Source organism: Candidatus Polarisedimenticolia bacterium, assembly GCA_036001465.1.
Lineage (GTDB): Bacteria > Acidobacteriota > Polarisedimenticolia > Gp22-AA2 > Gp22-AA2 > Gp22-AA3.
This window is the reverse complement of record DASYUH010000075.1, coordinates 1-19,930: the sequence shown is the minus strand read 5'-3', so window position 1 is coordinate 19,930 and position 19,930 is coordinate 1. Positions and strand designations below refer to the sequence as shown.

The following is a 19,930-nucleotide window of genomic DNA, read 5'->3' as shown; positions in this document are numbered from 1 at the left end:
CACCCAGCGACGTGTTGGCATGATCCACGAACCGCCGGCGGGAGGGTTTGCCCGATGCTGCGTCGTGAGCAACCTGTGCGCGCGCTCCGGCCGGAGGTCTCGAGCCCCATCGACCGTGGGGCTCTCATCGCATGGTACCGCCGCAATCGAGAGCGATCCCGCGCCCTGTTCGACCTCCTGATCGACGAGCGTGCCTACTACAGCCACCCGATCCCGCTCCGGCACCCCGTCGTCTTCTACGAAGGCCACGTGCCGGCGTTCAGCTTCAACACGCTGGCGAAGACCGCCCTCGGAGCGGCCAGCATCGACCCGGAGCTCGAGGCGCTCTTCGCGCGCGGCATCGACCCTCCCACGGACACCTCGCCGGCGATCGAGCCGGAGCGCGACCGCGAGCGATGGCCGAGCCGGCCCGTCGTCCAGCAGTTCGCGCGGGCAGCCGACGCGCGGGTGATCGAGGCCCTGACTCATGACGACCTGGACCGGCCCGGTCATCCGCTGCTCGATGGAGCCGACGCCGCCTTCGTGATCCTCGAGCACGAAGCCATGCACCAGGAAACGCTGCACTACATGCTGCATCGCCTGCCGTGGGATCAGAAGCGACCCCCTGCCGGCTATCGGCCCCTCATCGAAGGGGCGGCGCCGTCTTCCACCTGGATCGAGATCGCTCCCGGCCGCGCCACGCTGGGAGTCGATCGCCGCTCGGCGCGCTTCGCCTGGGACAACGAGTGCCCGCACCATGTGGAGCGCGTCCCCGCCTTCGCGATGGAACGCCACAACGTGACCAACGCGGCGTTCATGGAATTCATCGACGCCGGCGGCTATCGGGAGCGGCGCTTCTGGCTTCCGGACGACTGGAACTGGGTGCAGCGGGAGGGGGTGGCGCACCCGCTGTTCTGGGAGCGTCACGCGGGAGACTGGTCCTGGCGCGGCATGTTCGAGCCGATCCCTCTTCCGCCCGCCTGGCCGGTCTATGTCACGCACGCGGAGGCGGAGGCTTATGCGCGCTGGTGCGGCGCGAGGCTTCCGACCGAGGCGGAGTTCCAGCGCGCAGCGTACGGCGCACCCGGCGGGGACGAGCGCGCGTTTCCGTGGGGCGACTCGTCGCCGGACGTCCGCCACGGCGTCTTCGACTTCACGACCTGGGATCCGGCGCCCGTCGGCAGCCATCCCGACGGACGCAGCGCCTGGGGGGTCGAGGACCTCGTGGGCAATGGATGGGAATGGACGAAGACCCCCTTCGGCCCGTTTCCTGGATTCCGGCCGCGGGCCTCGTATCCGGAGTACTCGGCCGACTTCTTCGACGGCGACCACTTCGTCCTGAAGGGCGGCTCCTCGGCGACGGCGCGGGAGCTGCTGCGCCCCACGTTCCGCAACTGGTTCCGGGCGCGGTATCCGTACGTCTATTCCGCCTTCCGATGCGTGAAGGATCTCGCATGAGCTCGATGGTGCGGCCGGGACACGCGATGGCCCCGCCCGGGGCGACCGATCGGTTCGCAATCGACGTGGGCGACTACCTGACGCGGCATCCGCGACAGCTCCCGTCGCGTTACCTCTACGATGAGCTGGGCTCGGCGCTCTTCGAGGCCATCTGCCGGCTGCCGTGGTACCCCCTGACGCGCGCCGAGCTGCGCCTGCTCGAAGCGCACGGTCGCGACATCCTGAACGCCGGCGTCACGACGGTCATCGAGCTGGGTTCCGGGAGCGGCGCCAAGCTGTCCGCGCTGATTGCGGCGGCCGGATCCGGCCGCGGTCGGCTGGATGTGCATCTGGTCGACGTGTCGGGAAGCGCCCTCGCCCAGGCCCGGCATGCGCTGGAAGGCTTCGAAGGCGTCCGCATCCTGACCCACGAGACGACGTATGAGGTCGGGCTCGAGGCGTCCGTCCTCGCGAGGCCCCTCCCGGGTCGCAGGCTGGCGCTGTTCCTCGGATCGAACATCGGCAATTTCGATCCACCGGGACGCGACACATTCCTCGCGTCCGTGCGGAAGGCGCTCGACGCCGGCGACGGCTTCCTCCTCGGAGGCGACCTGGTCAAGCCCGAGAGGCGCATGCTCCTGGCGTACGACGATCCCCTCGGCGTCACCGCGGCGTTCAATCTCAATCTGTTGTCGCGGATCAACCGCGAGCTGCAGGGTCGCTTCGACCTCGATGGCTTCACCCATCGCGCGCTGTGGAATGAATCGCGCTCGCGCATCGAGATGCACCTGCGCAGCGCTCGAGGGCAGCGCATCGAGATCCGCGGGGCCGATCTGGACTTCGCCATGGCGGAGGGGGAGACGATCTGGACGGAGAGCTCCTACAAGTACGATCCGCCCGAGGTCGTCTCGATGCTCGAGCGCGCCGGCTTCCGCGTCCGGGCGCAATGGATCGACGCCCTCGATCGGTTCGCGCTCACCCAGGCCGAAGCCGTCTAGGAACCGGCGCGCCCCGGCGCCTCGCCCGGCGGCGCGCGTCTCTCGAGGGCGGCCTGGTCCCAGCCGCCCAGCCGTGCCGCGGTCCCGTAGGTGCTGCCGAGGAAGTCGAGCAGGAGCGCGTCGGGGGAGGGCGCCCGGAGCACCGCGGCGTAGGGAAGAATCCACTCGTGCAGGACAGGATGGTAGGACGCCTCCGCCGGCCGGATCGGGGCCTGGGAGCAGCCCGGAGGCTCCGGGTAGGCGTACGAGTAGAACGCCGGCTCGCGCACCGGCCCGCCGCCGTTTCCCGGCCAGAAGCCGGCGCTGATGCACTCGTGCGAGTACGCCTCCCGCGTCACCCAGTCCGCCAGGCCCGGCAGGCCCCCGGGATGCGGGGGGGCCGCCCGCCCGGAGAACCGGGTGCACGACAGATCGAAGCTTCCCCACCAGAAGTGAACCGGACTGCACTTGCCCAGGAACCGTCCGCGGAATTCCTTCAGCACCCGATCGGCCTGGATGAGAGCCCGCCAGAACCGCCGGGCCGCGTCGGGATCGTAGGAACGGTGCACCTCGTCTTTCTGGAACGGCAGGGGGTTCGGGACTTCGTTCGGAACCGGGCGAATCCTGGGTGAGATGCCGAGTGACCGCAGCACATCCAGATAGCGACGGTAGAAGTCCGCCACCGTGCGCGGCTCGAGCGGGAGCGTTTCCGTCTTGCCGTCGCTGGTGCGGACGAGCAGCCGATGATCGACGAAATCGAAGTCGACCTCGAAGCTGCGCCCACCGTGAGGGATGGGAGAGGTCCCGAGCCCGCGCGCCGTGACGTACAGCGCGACCTGCCACCAGTGGTTCTGCATCGGCGCGAGCGCCAGCCGCGTCTTGCCGACGATCTGCGTCCAAAGCTGCAGGGTGTTGCAGGTCTCCTCCCACTGATCCAGCGGGAGTGGAGGCCACGCTTCGGAGGATCCTGACCGTACGGTGTCGGCCGTCATACCCTAGGTCCGGACGAGTGCACCGCCCGCTCTACCGCCCGCCGGGGGCCGGCTCCATCACCAGCTCATCGACGAAGCACCAGCCCCAATCCTCCCCCGGCTCGAAGCTGCGGACGATCGGATGATGGACCTTCCTGAAGTGCTTGGTGGCGTGCCTGTTGGGGGAGTCGTCGCAGCAGCCGACGTGGCCGCACGACAGGCACAGGCGCAGGTGAACCCAGTCACTGCCCGTCGCCAGGCACTCCTCGCAGCCGTCGGGGGTCCGTGGGGCCACGTACTGAACCTGATCCAGGTGGGTGCAGCGTTTCGGCATCGAGTCCGTCCTTGTTCCACCAAAAGATAGCACGCCTCGAGGTCGCCGCCTATGCCGTCGATTCGGCGAGCACCCTGTGCACGAGCTGGATGCAGACTGAGCCCTCGCCCACCGCGGCGGCGACGCGCTTGACGCTGTTGGCCCGGACGTCGCCGATCGCGAACACGCCGGGCCGGCTGGTCTCGAAGAGCAGCGGCAGGCGAGCGAAGGGCCAGCGCGCGGCCGCCAGGGCGGCCGCGTCGAGGTCGGACCCGGTCCTCACGAATCCCTTCTCGTCCAGGGCGACGCAGTCCCGCAACCAGGTCGTGTTCGGGTTGGCGCCGGTCATCAGGAAGACGTGCCGGATGTCGGCCGTGGTCGTGGCCCCGTGCCCGTCGCACCATGTGACGCGCTCCAGCCGCGAGCCCCCCTGAAGCTCGACGATGCGGGTGTCCGTCAGCAGCGTGATGTTGGGCGTCTCCTGGATTCGGCGGATGAGATAGCGCGACATGCTCTCGGCGAGCCCTCGAGCGCGGACCAGCATGGTGACCTTGCGCCCCACCGCCGAGAGGAACACCGCGGCCTGGCCCGCGGAGTTGCCGCCTCCGACGACGATCACGTCCTCGCGGCCGCAGAGGCGCGCCTCGACCTGCGTCGCGCCGTAGTAGACGCCGACCCCCTCGTACCGCGCCAGGTTCGGCAGATCCGGCTTGCGATACTGGACTCCGGTCGCGATGACGACGGCGCGAGCCTGGACGCCGGCCCCCGCACCGAGCTCCACGCGGTAGGGACGCTCGCACCCGAGCCGCAACGCCGTGCGGGCCACCGCGAGCTCCGCTCCGAACTTCTCGGCCTGGACGAGGGCCTTGCTGGCGAGATCCTGGCCCGAGATCCCGGTCGGAAAACCCAGGTAGTTCTCGATCCGCGAGCTCGAGCCGGCCTGCCCGCCGGGCGAGCCGGCCTCGATCACCAGCACGTCGAGTCCCTCGGAGGCCGCGTAGACGGCGGTCGACAGGCCCGCCGGCCCCGCGCCGACGACCACGAGGTCGCGCACGACCGTCGCGTTGACGTCGTTCAACCCGAGGCAGTCGGCCACCTCCTCGATCGTCGGCTTGCGCAGCAGACGCGTGCCCCGGCAGATGAGGACCGGCACGTCTTCGACCCCGACCCCGAACTTGTCGAGCGTATCCTGGACCGCCTCGTCCCGCTCGACGTCGATGTACCCGTACGGCTGGCTGTTGCGGGTCAGGAACTCCTGAAGCGCCAGCGTGCCCGGAGACTGGCGCGAGCCGATGAGGACGACATTGGTCCCGCCCTGCGCCACCAGCGCCGAGCGGCGCAGCATGAACGCCCGGAGGAAGATCTCGCTCAGCTCCGCGTCGGTCTGGACCAGGGACCGCAGGCGGGCCGAAGGCAGCTCGAGGAGGCGCACGGGGCCTCGAGCGAGCGCGCGGACGACCACCGGCCGGCCGGAGAGCAGATCGACGTCACCCGTGAATGCGCCGGCCCTGTGCACCGTCACCACGTGAGAGGCGCCCGACAGGATCTCGACCTCGCCCTGGAGGATCACGTAGAGCGGCCGGTTGCGATCGCCCGCCTCCCACAGGCTTTCACCGTCGGCGAGGTCGCGCTCACGGGCGAAGGCGGCGATCCGCGCGATCTGCTGCGCGGTCAGCGTGGGGAAGGCTTCCTCTTCGGCGGGGGTCATCTGGGCCATGCGTCCGTCATCCTGTCCACGAAATGGAAGGTGTGATTGTAGGCGCGGCGGGGGCCGTTCCGTCAACCTCGTGCCTTCAGGAGATTTCGGAGGATAATGGCTTCGCCGCACATCGCCCCGCGAACGCGGTTCTGAAACCCTGGGTGACCGGCGAAAGGGAGCGACACCATGTACAAGACGAAGAACGACTTGTCCGAGAAGGTCCGCACGCAGATCGCGGCCCTGCTCCAGGAGCGGCTGGCGGAGGCCGTGGATCTCGTCACGCACGCCAAGCAGGCCCACTGGAACATTAAGGGGCCGACCTTCATCGCGCTGCATGAGCTCTTCGACCAGGTCTACGAGCACGCCGGCGGGCACGTCGACCTGATCGCCGAGCGCATCGTCCAGCTCGGCGGCATCGCGGAGGGAACGGTCCGCGCCGTGGCAAAGCGGTCACATCTCCCCGAATACCCGCTCGCGATCGCCGGCGGCAAGGAGCATGTCGAGGCCCTGTCGCGCAGCCTGGCCTACTTCGGCGAGGAGATCCGCAAAGGGATCAATCAGGCCGACGAGGTGGGAGACAAGGACACCGCCGACATTTTCACGGAGATCTCACGCAGCCTCGACAAGGACCTCTGGTTCGTCGAGGCGCACGCGCACTCGGAGCGCTGAACATAGTGGCGCTCAGAGTGTGGAAGCGACGGGCACCGCCCAGGGGACGACCTCCCGGTCCATGGCTCCCCCTGTCAAAGCGCGGGCCAGGAACCGTCTGCCCCTGAATCCGGGAATGACGCCAGAAGGCCGCCTCCCACAGTTCACGGGCGGACGGTTGACCGCGGACACTTCCTGTCCCTGAACGCGATCCGGGCGGCTTCGGCTCTCCACACTCTCGGCGCCACTATGAGCGCTGGACGGGAGGTTCATGGCGGCGTACCCCCCGGAGGCGTGCAAACGGGAGGAACAGATGCTACATTGACGCGAGCGCGGAGCCAGGGGGACCTCTTGAGCGTTTCGATGACCGCAACTCTCGCACTCGGGTTCATCCTCGGTCTCAGGCACGCTCTCGACGCCGATCACCTCGCGGCAGTCGCCGCCCTGGGCGCATCGAAGGACGGGCTCAGGCGCGCCCTCGCGAACGGGTTGTCCTGGGGAATCGGTCACGCCCTGGCCATCGGCGCAGCCGGCGGTGTGGCGCTCGCGCTTCGCTCCGCGGTCCCGAACCGTCTCGCCATGCTGTTCGAGCTCGCGGCGGCGGTCATGCTCGTCGGCCTGGGCGTGCTGGCGCTGCGTGGCGCGCTGCGCGATCGGCTGCACGTGCACGAGCACCGGCACGACGGCGTGACCCACGCCCATCTCCACTTCCACGCAGCACGGCACGTAACGGATGCCGGCCATCCGCAGGGGGCGGGGGCGGCCGTCCCGGCGCCGCACCGGCACCCGCATCCCGCGCGCATTGCCCTTCGCCCGTTTCTCGTCGGCTGCGTCCACGGGCTGGCCGGCAGCGCGGCGCTGGCGCTCCTGGTCCTCGCGACGGTGCCGACGGTCCTCGGCGGTTGCCTGTATCTTCTTTTCTTCGGCACCGGCACGACCATGGGGATGGCCGTGATGAGCATCCTCCTCGGCGTGCCGCTGGTCCTGGCGCGGCGCAGCGCGGTCGGGGTGACTCTCGCCCTTCGCGCCGCGGCGGGGCTGGGGAGCGTCGCGGCCGGCCTCGCCCTGGCCTACACGACCGGCGCGGCCGGCGGTCTGTTCGGCTAGGCGCCCGCCCGACTCCGGAGCCGGGCGGCCGCCCGGGGCCGGCTCAGGCGTTCTGGCCGTCCGATTCCGTGAAGTCCTCGTCCAGGTTGTAGATCGCCCGCGCGATCTTCCACGAGCCGTCCTTCTGCTTCTCCAGGATCCACAGGTACTTGACCTTCGCCTCCATGACGTTCTCGCCGCCGCCCGGCAGGGTCACGGTCATCTCGATCCGCTCGAACGCCCAGTCGCCGGCTACGCGGGTCTCGACGGGACGCAGCAGGATCTTCGAAGGGGTCTGGTCGAAGAACTCCTGGTAGTGCTCGCCGATCGCCGGCCGGCCGGTGATCGACGGCTCGTCGGTCGGCATGAGGACGGCGTCCTCGGTGAACAGGGCGGTCATGCGCGAGACGTCGGCGTCGTTGTGCGCCAGGACGTAGGCCTCGTGAAGCCTCGAGATCGCCGCCAGATCCTGGGCGCCGGCGCCGTGCGACTCCGGCTTCTGGGTCTCGGGTGACGGCGTGCAGGCTGCCATGAGAAGAAGCGCGGCCAGGGCGGGCAGGGGGTGTCTCACGATGTCACCTCAGAGCGGCTCGGCCGGCGGCAGCGGCACAGGGGACCCGAGCGCGCTGACGTCCAGCAGGTGAAGAACGATGCAGGCGGAGAGCCCCCAGAGGGTCTCCCCCTCGTGCAGGAAATAATGGACCCGGCGCGTCCGTTCGGCGCGCGGCTCGTCGCGCGACGTCCAGCGATCGACTTGAAGCAGGCTTTCGACCGGGATGGTGAAGATGCGCGCCACCTCCGCCTCCCGCGCCACGAGCGGCGGGACGAGGCGCAGAACGCCGGCGACCGGCGTCACGGCCACCGTGTCGGACAGGGTCGGGAAATCGTCGAGCAGGCCGAGGACGTCGACCGCCCCGGGGGGGAGGCCGATCTCCTCCTCCGCCTCGCGCAGGGCGGTCCGGATCGGATCGTCGTCCCCCGGCTCGACCAGCCCCCCCGGAAAGGCGACCTGGCCGGCGTGCGTCGGCAGGTCCTCGGTGCGCCGGGTCAGGAGCAGCCGCAGGGGACCGCCGTCGTCCACGATCGCCGCGAGCACGGCGGCGCGCTGCGGTCTTTCGAGCCGGCGCCGCGCGCGGCGCGGCAGGCGCTCGCGCAGCGAGGCGATCAGGTCCCCGCCTCCCGGAGGGACGGCGCGCGTCATCGCGGCAGCTCCCGGGCGATGAAGTGGGACACGACGGGCGGCCCCGGCCCCTTGTGGTGGCGTCGGGCGCGCTCCTCGATCTCGCGGTCCGCGAGGGTGATCCGCTCGTGCTGCCGCATGTGCTCGATCCACGACTCGACCAGGAACGACTCCACGTAGCGGCCGGCGTCGGCCGGGTCGCTCAAAAGGTCCCAGAGGAAGGCGCCGTCCCGCAGACGCGTTCGCCTGACGTCACGCATCGCCCGCGCGAACTCGTCGGCCGCGGCGGGATCGATGCGGTACTCGACGGTGATCAGGACCGGGCCGCGGTCTCCGTCCGGCTCCCCCGCCACGATAGGCGCCGGCCAGTGCCGCGACGGCGCCAGGTCCGGCCCGTCGCCGGCCCTCAGCCGGAAACGCCAGGTCGCGGCGATCCCCGCGAGAATGCCGCTGCCGGCGACCCCCAGCGCCACGCGCAGGCCGGCGTGCGTCGCCACGCCGCCCCACAGGGCGCTGCCGGCCGCCATCCCTCCGAAGAATACAAGAAGATAGACCGCCAGGCCGCGGCCGCGCACCCAGGGGGCGAGCGCCGCCTGGGCGGCGGCGTGGAACGTGGTCAGAAGGGAGATCCAGGCCCCGCCCGCCAGGAACAGCACGCCGCACAGAAGCGGGAAGCTCCGGACGAGGCCGAGCGTCAGGAGGACCAGGGCGAAGACGGCGCTCGCGGCGCGCACCAGGCCGTCCGGCTGAAGCGCCCGGCGGAGGCGCGGCAGAGCGAGAGCCCCCGTGACCGCTCCGGCGCCGAAGCAGCCGAGCGCCAGGCCGTACCCGGTCGGCCCCTGCAGGAGCTCGAAGCGCACGATCAGGGGAAGGAGTGCGAACAGGGCGCTGCCGGAGACGATGAAAGCGGTCGATCGCGCCAGGACGGCGTGCAGGTCGGGGGCGTGGCGCGCGTAGCGGAGCCCGGCGAGGAGCGCCCCCACCAGGCTCTCCGCCGGCAGGAGGCTCTGCCGCGGCGGCCGCCGCCAGCGGTACAGGACCACGAGCACCCCGAGGAACGACACGGCGTTCAGCAGGAAAGTGGCGCCGGGACCGGCCGCGGCGACCAGGAGCCCGCCGAGCGCCGGCCCGGCGGCGCGCGCCAGGTTGATGGCGATGCCGTTGAGCGCCAGAGCGGCCGGGAGGTCCCGGCGGCCGACGAGCTCCGGGAAGATCGCCTGCCAGGCGGGGGCGTTGAGCGCCGTCCCCAGGCCGATGAAAAACGTGAACAGGAGAAGGCTCGACGCGGAGATCGTCCCGAGAAGAGTCAGGGCTCCGAGCGCGGCGCTGGCAAGGAGCATGAACCCCTGCGTCACGAGCAGCAGCCGCCGCCGGTCCACCACGTCCGCCAGCGCTCCGGCCGGAAGCGCGAACAGGAAGATCGGCAGCGTCGTGGCGGCCGGCACCAGCGCGATCAGGATCGGCGAGGTCGTCAGCGAGGTCATCAGCCATGTCGCGCCGACGTCCTGCATCCAGGTCCCGACGTTGGACAGGATCGCGGCGATCCAGAGGGCCCGGAAGAGCGGCTGTCCCAGCGGCGACCACGCGGCGGCCGGCGTGTCTTTCAGGCTCATCGCACCGTTATGCTATCAGCAGTCCCGCCCCGGCCTGTCACCCCGTCTCGACCGACGCCGTCACCGCTCCGACGTACCTTCCCCCATGCGAGCGGCGAGCCCCGGAAGGGGCCGCCGAAACGCCATCGCGGCACAGTCGGCGACAGTGAGGCAGGAGCCCCTCGCCCGGGGGGGCCCGAGAATCGGAGAGGCTCTTCGATCCCGGCCCCCGGGGCGGGCCGGTCGCTCCGTCGCGATATTCTGTCACCGTTTTGTCACCGCGCTTAAGAGGGTCCATGTCGATCGAGATCGACCAGTTCATGAAGCGCTACGAAGGCCACCCGGTCGTGAACAACGTCTCGCTCGAGGTGGCCGACGGGGAGTTCTTCGTCCTCCTCGGGCCGAGCGGCAGCGGCAAGAGCACGCTCCTGCGCATGGTCGCCGGCCTGGCCGAGGTGGATGGCGGGCGGGTCCTGTTGCACGGCCGGGACGTGACGCACCTGCCGCCGCAGCGCCGGGGGATCGGCCTGGTGTTCCAGAACTACGCCCTCTTCCGTCACATGTCGGTGGTGGAGAACATCGAGTTCCCGCTTCGGGTCCGACGGATCCCCGCGGCCGACAGAAGGCGACGCTCGGACGAGCTGCTCGAGCTCGTGGGGCTGGCGGGGCTGGGGAAGCGGTTCCCGGCGCAGCTCTCGGGCGGCCAGCAGCAGCGCGTCGCCCTGGCCCGGGCCCTGGCGCACCAGCCGGAGGTGCTCCTGCTCGACGAGCCCTTCGGGGCCCTCGACGCGCGCATCCGCACCGAGCTCCGCCGCACGGTCCACGGCATCCAGCGCGAGCTGAAGATCACCACGATCTTCGTCACCCACGATCAGGAGGAGGCGTTCGAGCTGGCGGACCGCATGGGCGTCATGAACTTCGGTCGCCTCCTCGAAGTCGACCAGCCGCGTGAGCTGTACCTCCGCCCGCAGACCGAGTTCGTGGCGACCTTCCTCGGGACGGCCAACCTGATGGTCGGCGAGGTGACGCGCGACGGGGTGCGGCTCGGCCCCGTTCGATTCCCGCTGAGCACCCGCCCGGCGGCGGTCGGCGAGACGCGCCGCGTCCAGGTCCTGTTCCGCCCGGAGGACGTCGCCGTCAAGACGACCCCCGACGCGCTCGGCTGGCCCCTGCTCGGCGAGGCGGTGGTGGAGGAGAGCGGCTTCAACGGATCGTTCGAGCGCCTGCGCCTGCGCCTTCCGAGGCTCAGCGGCGTCCGGCCAATCGCCCCTCCGGCCCCGTTCGGGGGCGACTTCGTCCTGGTCGAGGCCTGGCGATCGCAGCACCAGGCGCGCCGCTTCCCGCTGCGGGAGGGAGACCCCGCCTGGGTCGGCGTGCGGCGCGTGCACGCCCTGACGCATCCCGGGCTGCATTTCCTCATGGTCGCGGACGGATCGCCGGGATCGCGCGGGGCGATCGAAATGGGGGCGCAGGTGGCGCGGCTGGCGCACGCCCGGGTCACGGTCCTGGGACACGGGGCGACCGCGGCACAGACGGACGAAAGGCTGCGTCAGGCGCGAGAGTGGATCGGCAGCGGCCTGGCCGCCGTCGAGACCCTGCCGACGGCCGATCCGCCGTCCGTGGCGATCGCCCGGGAGGAGACGCGCCAGCACTACGATCTGGTGGTGCGCGCCATGCCGGCGAAGGGGCGGGTCGAGTTCGCCGAGCGGACGCTGCAGGCGGGCGATCACAATCTGCTCCTGGTGCCGGCCCCCGGCCCGGTCCCGGCGCGGGCCCTCATTGGAGTCTCCGTCGGGGAGCCCGCCAAGGCCGACGTCCTGTTCGCCGGCCGCCTCGTCCGCCACCTGGGGGCCGAGGCGACCATCCTGACCGTGCTGCCGGCGGCGGGGGACGCCCGGGCCCTTCTCCAGGCCGAGCGTTTCCTGGCGGCCGGAGCGCGCACCCTGTCGCTCATGGGAGTCGTGGCGAAGAGCCGCGTGCGCTACGGCCCGATACCCCAGCAGATTCTGGCGGAGATGCAGGAAGGGAAGCACGACTTCATGATCCTGGGGGCGCCGCTTCTCGATCGCCGTGGCCGCGTCAGCCTGGCCGGCGTGATCGGCAGCCTCCTCGACGCGGTCAAGGACCACCCCGTGTTGATCGTGCGGCCGCACATGGAAGAGGCGTGGCGGCCATGAGGCGCACCCTCGCGGTCCTGTCGATCGCGGCCGCGCTGTTCCTGCCGCGGCCCGCGCGGGCCGCCGGCGTGACGCTCCTGAACGTCTCCTACGATCCGACGCGCGAGCTCTACCAGGAGGTCAACGCCGCGTTCGCCAGGCAGTGGAAGGCCACTTCGGGGGCCGACGTCACCGTCAACCAGTCGCACGGCGGATCCGGCAAGCAGGCCCGCGCCGTCATCGACGGGCTGGAGGCGGACGTGGTCACGCTGGCGCTGGCGTACGACATCGACGCCATCGCCCAGGCCGGCCTCCTGCCGCGCGGCTGGCAGGCGCGTCTGCCGGACCACAGCGCCCCCTACACCTCGACGATCGTCTTCCTGGTGCGCAAGGGAAACCCCAAGGGGATCAAGGACTGGGAAGACCTGGCGAAACCGGGCCTCGCGGTCGTGACCCCGAACCCCAAGACGTCGGGAGGGGCGCGCTGGAATTACCTGGCCGCCTGGGGCTACGGCCTCAAGACGTTCGGCGGCGACGTGGAGAAGACCAAGGGCTTCGTCACCCGTCTGTACAACAACGTCCCGATCCTCGACACCGGGGCGCGCGGCGCGACGGTCACCTTCGTCGAGCGCGGCATCGGCGACGTCCTGATCGCCTGGGAGAACGAGGCGATCCTGGCGGAGAAGGAGCTGGGGAAGGGGAAGTTCGAGATCGTCGCGCCGTCCACGAGCATCCTGGCCGAGCCGCCGGTCGCCCTGGTCGACCGCATGGCCGCCAAGCACAACACCAAGGCGGTTGCCCAGGCCTACCTGAATTTCCTGTACACCCCGGAAGGGCAGGAGATCGCCGCGCGACACTACTACCGCCCGCGCCTCAAGGCGGTGGCGGAGAAATACGCCGGCCAGTTCCCGAAGGTGACGCTGTTCACCATCGACGAGATGTTCGGCGGCTGGGCCAGGGCGCAGAGGGCCCACTTCGCCGACGGCGGCGTGTTCGATCAGATCATGAAGTCGGGGAGGTAGGACGGTGCCGTCCGGGGCGCGGAGGCGCGGGAGCGTCCTGCCGGGGTTCGGCCTGGCGATGGGGTTCGCGCTGTCGTACCTCGGCCTCATCGTCCTGATCCCGCTCTCGACCATCCTGCTCAAGACGGCGACCATGACCTGGGGACAGTTCTGGGACACCGTCTCGGACCCCCGGACGCTTTACGCCTGCCGGCTGAGCTTTCTCGCCTCGTTCGTCGCGGCGCTGATCAACGCCGTGTTCGGGCTCCTGGTCGCATGGGTGCTCGAGCGCTACGACTTCCCGATGAAACGGTTCGTCGACGGTCTCGTCGATCTGCCGTTCGCCCTGCCGACCGCGGTGGCGGGGATCGTCCTCACCACGTTCTACGCGGGGAACGGCTGGGTCGGCCGGTACCTCGAGCCGCACGGGATCAAGGTCGCCTACACCCCTCTGGGGATCGTGGTCGCCCTGACCTTCGTGGGCCTGCCGTTCGTCGTGCGCACGGTGCAGCCGGTGCTCAGGGACCTCGACATCCAGGTCGAGGGGGCGGCCGCGAGCCTCGGCGCCTCGCGCCTCCAGACGTTCCGGCGCGTCGTCCTGCCGCAGATCCTGCCGGCGACCCTGACCGGGTCCACCCTGGCGTTCGCCCGGGCGCTGGGGGAGTACGGGTCGGTCATCTTCATCGCCGGCAACCTGCCGATGCGTTCGGAGATCACCCCCCTGCTCATCATGATCAAGCTGGAGCAGTTCGACTACGCCGGGGCGACGGCGATCGCCCTGGTCTTCCTGCTGGCGTCCTTCTCCCTGCTGTTCCTCATCAACATGGTGGTCCTGCGCCGCACCGTCGCGCAGGCCGGGGGTATCTGAGTGGACGCGCTGCGCCCGCGCTACCTGACCGAGCCGCGCGCCGTCCGCTGGCTCCTGACCGGGCTGGCCCTGTCGTTCCTGCTCCTCTTCCTGTTCCTCCCCCTGGTCGTGGTGTTCACGGAGGCGTTCAGGAAGGGGATCGGCGCCTACGTCGCGGCCCTCGCCGACCCGGTCGCCCTCTCGGCGATCCGGCTGACCCTGTTCACCGCCGCCGTCGTCGTTCCGCTGAACGCGATCTTCGGCGTGGCCGCGGCCTGGGCGATCGCCAAGTTCGATTTCCGGGGGAAGAACCTCCTCACGACGCTGATCGACCTGCCGTTCAGCGTCTCGCCGGTGATCGCCGGGATGGTCTTCGTGCTCCTGTTCGGGGCCCACGGCCTGGTGGGGCCGTACCTGCTGGCGCGCGACATCCGGGTGATCTTCGCGCTGCCCGGGATCGTCCTGGCGACGACCTTCGTGACCTTTCCGCTCGTCGCCCGCGAGCTGATCCCGCTCATGCAGTCGCAGGGGAACGACGAGGAGGAGGCGGCCCTGACCCTGGGGGCCGGCGGCTGGCAGACCTTCTTCCGCATCAGCCTGCCGAAGATCAGGTGGGGGCTCCTGTACGGCATCGTCCTGTGCGCCGCCCGGGCCATGGGGGAGTTCGGCGCCGTGTCGGTCGTCTCGGGGCACGTGAGGGGGGTCACCAACACCCTGCCGCTGCACGTCGAGATCCTCTACAACGAGTACCAGTTCTCGGCCGCGTTCGCCGTGGCGTCGCTCCTGACCCTGATGGCGCTGCTCACGCTTCTGGTCAAGGGGCTCATGGAATGGCGGTCGAGGCGGGGCAGCGCGCGCGCCTGACGCCTATAATGACGGCCGCGCCGCTCCATTTCCGGGCGCCCGGGACGCTGACATGACTCGCCGCTGGAGCCTCGGCACCCTCCTGACCGCCCTGAACGTCGGCCTGGTCGCCGCGGTGGTGGCCTCCGTCGCCCTCGCCGCAGCCGGCCTCCTGAGGCGGCTCGCCGACGATCAGGCGCTCGCCCGCGTCGGCCTGGCCGGGGCCGGGGCCGTGCGATCGATCGAAGACGCGGGGACGGATCTCCTGACCTCCGCGCGCCTCCTGGCGGAGCGCCCCACCCTGGAGGCGCGGCTGGCCGCGGGGGACTTCCGCGGGCTCCAGGATTTCCTGGCCCGCTTCCGCAAGACCAGCCGGCTGTCGGGCTGCGCCGTCTTCCTCTCCGACCGGCTGTTCGCCCGCGACGGCGCGATCCCCTGGGAGGAGATCGCCCGGGCCCCGCGCGTCGCGGACAAGCCGTTCGTGCTCCGCACGCGCGCCGGCGGGCTCCTGATCCTGGGGGCCCGCGCACAGGTTCCGGCGCGGCCCGATGCCTCGGTGGCGGTGACGCTCGTCCTGGACGAGGACTTCGCCCGCGGCATCGGCCGGATGGTCGGCCTCCCGGTGGCCATTCTCGATCGCCATAAGGCGATGGCCGAAGGGCCGGAGGAGTACCTGCGCGGGAGGGCGCTCGACGCCGAGGAGGCGATCTCCGAGCGCCTCGACGAGGCCGGGGTCTATCTGTCGGTCCAGCCGCTGCGCGCGCCGAATGGCGAGGTGATCGGACTGGTCGAGACCGGGCTGCCGATCGTCGGCCTGAAATCCACGCAGCGGCGCTTCCTGCGCTCCCTCCTGCTCATCGCCCTGATCGTGGGGGGGCTGGCGGCCCTTCTCAGCGTCCTCGTCGGGCGGCGGCTCGTGCGGCCGCTCGAGGCGCTCACCGAGGCGTCGGCGCGCATCGGCCGGGGGGATCTCCAGACCCCGGTGCCGCGCGTCCCGGGCTCCGAGATCGGCACGCTCCAGGCGGCGATGGAGGAGATGCGGGGCCGCCTGCTCCACCTGACCGCCGAGCTGCACGGCCGCCAGGCGGAGGCGGAGGCGATCCTCACCGGCATCGTCGAGGGAGTCTTCTCGGTCGATCGCCAGAGACGCATCCACTACCTGAACCCGCAGGCCGCGGCGCTTCTCGGGATCAAGCCCGACGAGGCGATCGGCCGGTTCTGCGGCGACGTCCTGAATCCCCAGGGACCGGAGGGGGTCAGGCCGTGCGAGGACCGCTGCCCGATCCTGCACGCCCGATTTCGCGGCAGCGCCCGCGCGCACGAGGATCTGCTCCTGCGATCCGGCGAGCGCCGGAGCGTCGTGATCACCAGCGCCCCGGCGGACGAGAACCCGGGCGGCGACCCCGGCACGGCGGGGGCCTGGCGGGGGGGCCCGCCGCAGGTCCAGGTGATGCGCGACGAGACCGAGGTGGAGTCGACCCGGCGCCTGCGCGACACGGTGCTCGCCAACATCACGCACGAGTTCCGGACTCCGCTCACCGCCCAGCTCGCCTCGATCGAGCTTCTGCGCGACCGCCTGGGGGAGCTGAAGACCCAGGAGGCGCTCGACCTGGTCCTGTCGCTGGAGCGCGGCACGCTGCGCCTGACGCAGCTCATCGACAACCTGCTCGAGAGCGTGCGCATCGACGCGGGGCACGATTCGATCAGGCGCCAGTCGGTGGCCCTGGAGGAGGTGGTCGACGAGGCGGTCGACCTGGCCTCGCCGCTCCTGGCGCTGCGCGAGCAGACGCTCGACGTCGAGCTGCCGTATCCGCTCCCCCAGGTCCGCGGGGACGCGCCGCGGCTGGTGCAGGTCTTCGTGAACCTCCTGGCCAACGCCAGCAAGTTCGCTCCCTCCGGCTCGCGCATCACCGTCGGCGGCGAGACGCGCGCCGCCACGGTCGCCCTGTGGGTCGAGGACGAGGGGCCGGGGCTCCCCCCCGACTCCGGCGACCGGCTGTTCGAGCGGTTCATGCGCTCGCCGGGGGAGGAGCCGCGCGAGAGCGGCATGGGGCTCGGCCTGTTCATCGTGAAGTCGATCGTCGAGCGCCACGGCGGGCGCGTCGAGGCGCGCGATCGGGAAGGCCACACCGGCACCCGCATGTGCGTTATCCTGCCGGTGGAGCGCACCGCATGAAGATCCTGGTGGTGGACGACGACCTCGAGCTCCTGCGCCTCATCGCCTTCGCGCTCCGCCAGGCCGGCTACATGGTCCTCGAGGCCCAGGACGGACCGCAGGCGCTGGCGGTCTTCGAGCGCGAGCGTCCGGACCTCGTGGTCCTCGACGTGAACCTGCCGCGGCTGAACGGCTTCGAGGTCCTGAAGAAGATCCGCGCCGCCTCGGAGGGGCTGCCGGTCATGATGCTGACCGTGCGCACGGGGGAGGAGGACCAGGTCCGCGGCCTCGACCTGGGCGCGGACGACTATCTCGGCAAGCCGTTCAGCCCCCGCACCCTGCTGGCGCGGGTGCGCGCGCTGCTGCGCCGGGCCGGCGTCGACAAGCCGGCCCCCCTGACGTCCGGAGACTTCGTTCTCGATCTCGAGACGCAGGCGGTGCGAGTCAAGGGGGGATCGCCGGTGCGGCTGACCAACCTCGAGGTCCGGCTGCTGCAGCTCCTTCTGGCGAACGGCGGCCACACGCTGCCTCTGGAGCGCCTGACCTCGCACGTCTGGGGCTATCGCGGCCTGGGCGACCGCCAGCTCCTCAAGCAGCTTGTCCACCGCCTGCGCCGGAAGCTCGAGGTCGATCCCGCCAGCCCGCGCTACCTGGTCACGGTCAGCGGCGTCGGCTACGCACTCCATCCCGGGGGCGCCGGAGACTAAGTCCTCCGTCCGAACGTCCCGTCAGGACGCCGCGCCCGTCGCCGCGTCCATCGCCGGCGCGGCCGGCGGCGGCAGGGCGCGCGGCTGCAGCGGATACTCCCGCTCGCGCCAGGCCGCGAGCCCCCCCAGGAGCGGGCGGACGCGCGTGATTCCCCGCCGGTGCAGAAGGAGCGCCGCCCGGGCGCTCGTCGCCTCGTTCGGTCAGGTGCAGTAGAGGACCACGTCCCGGTCGCGCGGGATCTCCTCGTGGCGGTTCTCGATGTCGTCGGGCGTCAGATGCAGGGCGCCCGGGATGTGGTGCGGCTCGGCATCGAGATCGAGCGCATGCCTCAGATCGACGACGACGATCGGCTCGCCCCGGTCCAGGCGTTCCTTCAGCTCCTCGGGCGTGATGCGCGCCACGCGCAGGTTGTGCAGGAAGCGCCGGCGCTGCCAGACCTTCCCCAGGACGAAGAGGGCGAGCGCCCCCAGGAGCAGCAACACGAGCCATTCCCCCAGGACGAGCGCGCCGGCGGCCATCCTCTCGAGCTGGGAGCTGAACAGGTAGCCGAGGCCGGCGAACGCGGCGGCGTACAGGAGCGCCCCGAGGCCGGCGAACCACAGGAATCGCGGCAGCCGCATGCCGAAGATGCCGGCGAGCGGCGGCGCCGCGGTGCTCAGCCCCGGAACGAACTTCGAGACGAGGAGGGATCGGACCCCGTAGCGGCCGAAGATCTGCTCCGTCTGCCTGACGCAGGAGTCCGGCTCGAGCGACACGCGGCAGAGGAAGTTCAGGACCCGCACCCCCTTCCGCCGGCCGATCTCGTACCACAGCGTGTCGGCCAGGAGGGAGGCGACCACCGACACCAGGAGGACCATCGTCAGGCTCAGCCGCCCCGATCCGGCGAGCGCGCCGGCCGCCAGGAGAAACGGAATCGCCGGGATAGGCAGGCCGAGCTGCTCCGCCACCATCCAGGCGAAGAGGACCACGTAGCCGTGGCGGACGACGAACTCAAGGGTCTCGCTCATCCGAGATCGAAGACCAGCAGGTCGCCGGTCCCCTCCAGGGCGATCCGAGGCTCGTCGCTGACGGCGGCGCCGTCCCCCGCGACGAGCGGCCGGCCGTTCAAGGTCGCGGCTCCTCTCGCCACGTGCACGAAGGCGTGGCGCCCGGGCGACACGGCGTGGGTGACCGAATCGCCGCGGTGCAGGCGCGCGCCGTAGAGCGACGCGTCCTGGTGGATTTTGACCGAGCCGTCCCGCCCGTCCCGGGACGCCAGCAGGACCAGCCGGCCGCGCCGCTCCTCCTCCGGGATGCTCTTCTGCTCGTATCCGGGCGTGATGCCGCTCGTCTCGGGGATGATCCAGATCTGCAGGAAGTGGACGGTCTCGTCCTTCGCGTGGTTCCACTCGCTGTGCGTGATGCCGGTGCCGGCGCTCATGCGCTGGACGTCGCCGGGAAGGATCACCGAGGAGGTGCCGGTGCTGTCCTTGTGCTCCAGCCCCCCTTCGAGCACGAGGGTCACGATCTCCATGTCGCGATGGGAATGGGTGGCGAACCCCTTTCCCGGCTGGACGATGTCGTCGTTGATCACGCGCAGCGCCCTGAACCCCATGTGGTCGGGGTCGCGATAGTCGCCGAAGGAAAACGTGTGGCGGCTGTCGAGCCAGTCGAACTGCGTCCTGCCGCGGTCGTTCCGGGATCTCGCCTTGATCATGAGCCGTCTCCTTTCGCAGCGCTCCGTCGCAGCGTCGCGGTAGGGCCGTCGCGGTGGCGGGGGCTTCATCATAGCGGAAAGCGGGTCGCCCGACCGCCCCCCGCGGGAACCGCCCTGCGGAGCGGGGCGTACAGTCGGCTGCGGAACCGGCCGTCCGGCTCACCGGCCATAGAGGAGGCCTGCCGATGTCCACGACGTGGCTCGAGGGAATCGCGCTCCTGCCCCTGACCTGCCTGGCGCTCGCCTGCAGCGCCCCCCGGGCCCCCTCGGTCGACATAGTGGCGCCGAGAGTGTGGAGAAGAGAGGCGTTCACGGGCGGGAACTGTCCTGGCTCAAGGGTTCACCCGCGAACGGCGCGACGGCTAGACTGAGGCACGACTCCGAATCTCGGCGTGATCTGCATTCTGGCCCGCATCTTGATATATGCCGGTCATGGACCGCGCCGTCATCGTCGAGTTGGTGCGCCCGGGATCCTTCCTCCCCGCCTTCTGCCCGTGGCCCGAGTGCGCTGAGCACCGGCGACGTACCGGGGTCTTGCGCCATCTTCCCCACGGCTCCTACCGGCGGCGATGCGACGGTCGGGTCGTGCCCCGGTTCCGCTGCCTCTGGTGCGGTCGCACCTTCTCCCAGCAGAGCTTCGCG

The 19,930-nt window shown here is 70.8% G+C and carries 18 protein-coding genes; 10 read left to right on the top strand and 8 right to left on the bottom strand.

All coding sequences use genetic code 11. The features are described from left to right. The first annotated feature begins 54 nt into the window (after positions 1 to 54). Both VGV60_14180 and VGV60_14175 read left to right on the top strand, forming a co-directional pair. Entirely contained in the window at positions 55 to 1,437 is a 1,383-nt protein-coding gene (locus VGV60_14180) for an SUMF1/EgtB/PvdO family nonheme iron enzyme (protein ID HEV8702418.1), read from the top strand. Further along, complete coding sequence (locus VGV60_14175; GenBank protein HEV8702417.1) at positions 1,434 to 2,414, top strand: L-histidine N(alpha)-methyltransferase; 981 nt, start codon at positions 1,434 to 1,436, stop codon at positions 2,412 to 2,414. The genes VGV60_14180 and VGV60_14175 overlap by 4 nt, the downstream gene beginning before the upstream one ends. Here VGV60_14175 and VGV60_14170 read toward each other — a convergent pair. The 3 genes from VGV60_14170 to VGV60_14160 are packed head-to-tail and all read right to left on the bottom strand — an operon-like array spanning position 2,411 to position 5,394. Continuing rightward, positions 2,411 to 3,385: a DUF5996 family protein gene (locus VGV60_14170; GenBank protein HEV8702416.1), complete on the bottom strand. Its 975-nt coding sequence runs from the start codon at positions 3,383 to 3,385 to the stop codon at positions 2,411 to 2,413. The two genes, VGV60_14175 and VGV60_14170, sit on opposite strands and share 4 nt — an antisense overlap. Positions 3,386 to 3,416: 31 nt before the next feature. After that, positions 3,417 to 3,698 carry a UBP-type zinc finger domain-containing protein gene (locus VGV60_14165; protein HEV8702415.1) on the bottom strand — a complete coding sequence of 94 codons (282 nt, stop codon included), beginning with the start codon at positions 3,696 to 3,698 and terminating at the stop codon, positions 3,417 to 3,419. A gap of 49 nt (positions 3,699 to 3,747) precedes the next feature. Further along, positions 3,748 to 5,394 carry an FAD-dependent oxidoreductase gene (locus tag VGV60_14160; protein HEV8702414.1) on the bottom strand — a complete coding sequence of 549 codons (1,647 nt, stop codon included), beginning with the start codon at positions 5,392 to 5,394 and terminating at the stop codon, positions 3,748 to 3,750. A 168-nt stretch (positions 5,395 to 5,562) separates the two neighbouring features. Between VGV60_14160 and dps the strand changes: the two genes are divergently transcribed. Beyond that, positions 5,563 to 6,045, top strand: a complete 483-nt coding sequence (gene dps, locus VGV60_14155; protein HEV8702413.1) for a DNA starvation/stationary phase protection protein Dps — start codon at positions 5,563 to 5,565, stop codon at positions 6,043 to 6,045. 342 nt (positions 6,046 to 6,387) lie between these two features. After that, complete coding sequence (locus VGV60_14150) at positions 6,388 to 7,131, top strand: urease accessory protein (GenBank protein ID HEV8702412.1); 744 nt, start codon at positions 6,388 to 6,390, stop codon at positions 7,129 to 7,131. Between the two features lie 43 nt (positions 7,132 to 7,174). On the opposite strand, the gene VGV60_14145 is transcribed toward VGV60_14150, so the two are convergent. Genes VGV60_14145 through VGV60_14135 form a run of 3 tightly spaced genes read right to left on the bottom strand, consistent with a single transcriptional unit; the run spans position 7,175 to position 9,903 of the window. Further along, positions 7,175 to 7,681, bottom strand: coding sequence for an SgcJ/EcaC family oxidoreductase (locus tag VGV60_14145; GenBank protein ID HEV8702411.1), 507 nt, complete (start codon positions 7,679 to 7,681; stop codon positions 7,175 to 7,177). A 9-nt stretch (positions 7,682 to 7,690) separates the two neighbouring features. Continuing rightward, positions 7,691 to 8,311, bottom strand: a complete 621-nt coding sequence (locus VGV60_14140) for a CoA pyrophosphatase (protein HEV8702410.1) — start codon at positions 8,309 to 8,311, stop codon at positions 7,691 to 7,693. Then, positions 8,308 to 9,903 (bottom strand): MFS transporter, encoded by a 1,596-nt coding sequence (locus tag VGV60_14135; GenBank protein ID HEV8702409.1) that lies wholly within the window; start codon positions 9,901 to 9,903, stop codon positions 8,308 to 8,310. Before VGV60_14135 ends, VGV60_14140 begins: the two co-directional genes overlap by 4 nt. A 275-nt stretch (positions 9,904 to 10,178) precedes the next feature. Between VGV60_14135 and VGV60_14130 the strand changes: the two genes are divergently transcribed. The 6 genes from VGV60_14130 to VGV60_14105 are packed head-to-tail and all read left to right on the top strand — an operon-like array spanning position 10,179 to position 17,591. Next, entirely contained in the window at positions 10,179 to 12,059 is a 1,881-nt protein-coding gene (locus VGV60_14130) for an ATP-binding cassette domain-containing protein (GenBank protein HEV8702408.1), read from the top strand. Next, positions 12,056 to 13,060 carry a sulfate ABC transporter substrate-binding protein gene (locus VGV60_14125; GenBank protein HEV8702407.1) on the top strand — a complete coding sequence of 335 codons (1,005 nt, stop codon included), beginning with the start codon at positions 12,056 to 12,058 and terminating at the stop codon, positions 13,058 to 13,060. Before VGV60_14130 ends, VGV60_14125 begins: the two co-directional genes overlap by 4 nt. 4 nt (positions 13,061 to 13,064) lie before the next feature. Then, positions 13,065 to 13,907, top strand: a complete 843-nt coding sequence (gene cysT / locus VGV60_14120) for a sulfate ABC transporter permease subunit CysT (GenBank protein HEV8702406.1) — start codon at positions 13,065 to 13,067, stop codon at positions 13,905 to 13,907. A 9-nt stretch (positions 13,908 to 13,916) separates the two neighbouring features. Continuing rightward, positions 13,917 to 14,750, top strand: coding sequence for a sulfate ABC transporter permease subunit CysW (gene cysW / locus VGV60_14115; GenBank protein ID HEV8702405.1), 834 nt, complete (start codon positions 13,917 to 13,919; stop codon positions 14,748 to 14,750). 52 nt (positions 14,751 to 14,802) lie between these two features. Further along, entirely contained in the window at positions 14,803 to 16,905 is a 2,103-nt protein-coding gene (locus VGV60_14110) for an ATP-binding protein (GenBank protein ID HEV8702404.1), read from the top strand. After that, positions 16,902 to 17,591, top strand: coding sequence for a response regulator transcription factor (locus tag VGV60_14105; protein HEV8702403.1), 690 nt, complete (start codon positions 16,902 to 16,904; stop codon positions 17,589 to 17,591). Before VGV60_14110 ends, VGV60_14105 begins: the two co-directional genes overlap by 4 nt. 201 nt (positions 17,592 to 17,792) lie before the next feature. Here VGV60_14105 and VGV60_14100 read toward each other — a convergent pair whose 3' ends face one another. Together VGV60_14100 and VGV60_14095 are read right to left on the bottom strand one after the other, a co-directional pair. Beyond that, entirely contained in the window at positions 17,793 to 18,599 is an 807-nt protein-coding gene (locus VGV60_14100; protein HEV8702402.1) for a VTT domain-containing protein, read from the bottom strand. Beyond that, positions 18,596 to 19,288: a pirin family protein gene (locus VGV60_14095; protein HEV8702401.1), complete on the bottom strand. Its 693-nt coding sequence runs from the start codon at positions 19,286 to 19,288 to the stop codon at positions 18,596 to 18,598. Before VGV60_14095 ends, VGV60_14100 begins: the two co-directional genes overlap by 4 nt. Positions 19,289 to 19,930: the final 642 nt, after the last annotated feature.

Excerpts from the sequence above, each read along its gene's own strand:
- VGV60_14110 (HEV8702404.1), top strand. The coding sequence starts at position 14,803 with ATGACTCGCCGCTGGAGCCTCGGCACCCTCCTGACCGCCCTGAACGTC.
- VGV60_14125 (HEV8702407.1), top strand. The coding sequence starts at position 12,056 with ATGAGGCGCACCCTCGCGGTCCTGTCGATCGCGGCCGCGCTGTTCCTG.
- VGV60_14130 (HEV8702408.1), top strand. The coding sequence starts at position 10,179 with ATGTCGATCGAGATCGACCAGTTCATGAAGCGCTACGAAGGCCACCCG.
- VGV60_14095 (HEV8702401.1), bottom strand. The coding sequence starts at position 19,288 with ATGATCAAGGCGAGATCCCGGAACGACCGCGGCAGGACGCAGTTCGAC.
- VGV60_14170 (HEV8702416.1), bottom strand. The coding sequence starts at position 3,385 with ATGACGGCCGACACCGTACGGTCAGGATCCTCCGAAGCGTGGCCTCCA.
- VGV60_14150 (HEV8702412.1), top strand. The coding sequence starts at position 6,388 with ATGACCGCAACTCTCGCACTCGGGTTCATCCTCGGTCTCAGGCACGCT.
- VGV60_14165 (HEV8702415.1), bottom strand. The coding sequence starts at position 3,698 with ATGCCGAAACGCTGCACCCACCTGGATCAGGTTCAGTACGTGGCCCCA.
- VGV60_14135 (HEV8702409.1), bottom strand. The coding sequence starts at position 9,903 with ATGAGCCTGAAAGACACGCCGGCCGCCGCGTGGTCGCCGCTGGGACAG.
- VGV60_14160 (HEV8702414.1), bottom strand. The coding sequence starts at position 5,394 with ATGGCCCAGATGACCCCCGCCGAAGAGGAAGCCTTCCCCACGCTGACC.
- VGV60_14180 (HEV8702418.1), top strand. The coding sequence starts at position 55 with ATGCTGCGTCGTGAGCAACCTGTGCGCGCGCTCCGGCCGGAGGTCTCG.
- VGV60_14140 (HEV8702410.1), bottom strand. The coding sequence starts at position 8,311 with ATGACGCGCGCCGTCCCTCCGGGAGGCGGGGACCTGATCGCCTCGCTG.
- VGV60_14175 (HEV8702417.1), top strand. The coding sequence starts at position 1,434 with ATGAGCTCGATGGTGCGGCCGGGACACGCGATGGCCCCGCCCGGGGCG.
- VGV60_14105 (HEV8702403.1), top strand. The coding sequence starts at position 16,902 with ATGAAGATCCTGGTGGTGGACGACGACCTCGAGCTCCTGCGCCTCATC.
- VGV60_14100 (HEV8702402.1), bottom strand. The coding sequence starts at position 18,599 with ATGAGCGAGACCCTTGAGTTCGTCGTCCGCCACGGCTACGTGGTCCTC.
- dps (HEV8702413.1), top strand. The coding sequence starts at position 5,563 with ATGTACAAGACGAAGAACGACTTGTCCGAGAAGGTCCGCACGCAGATC.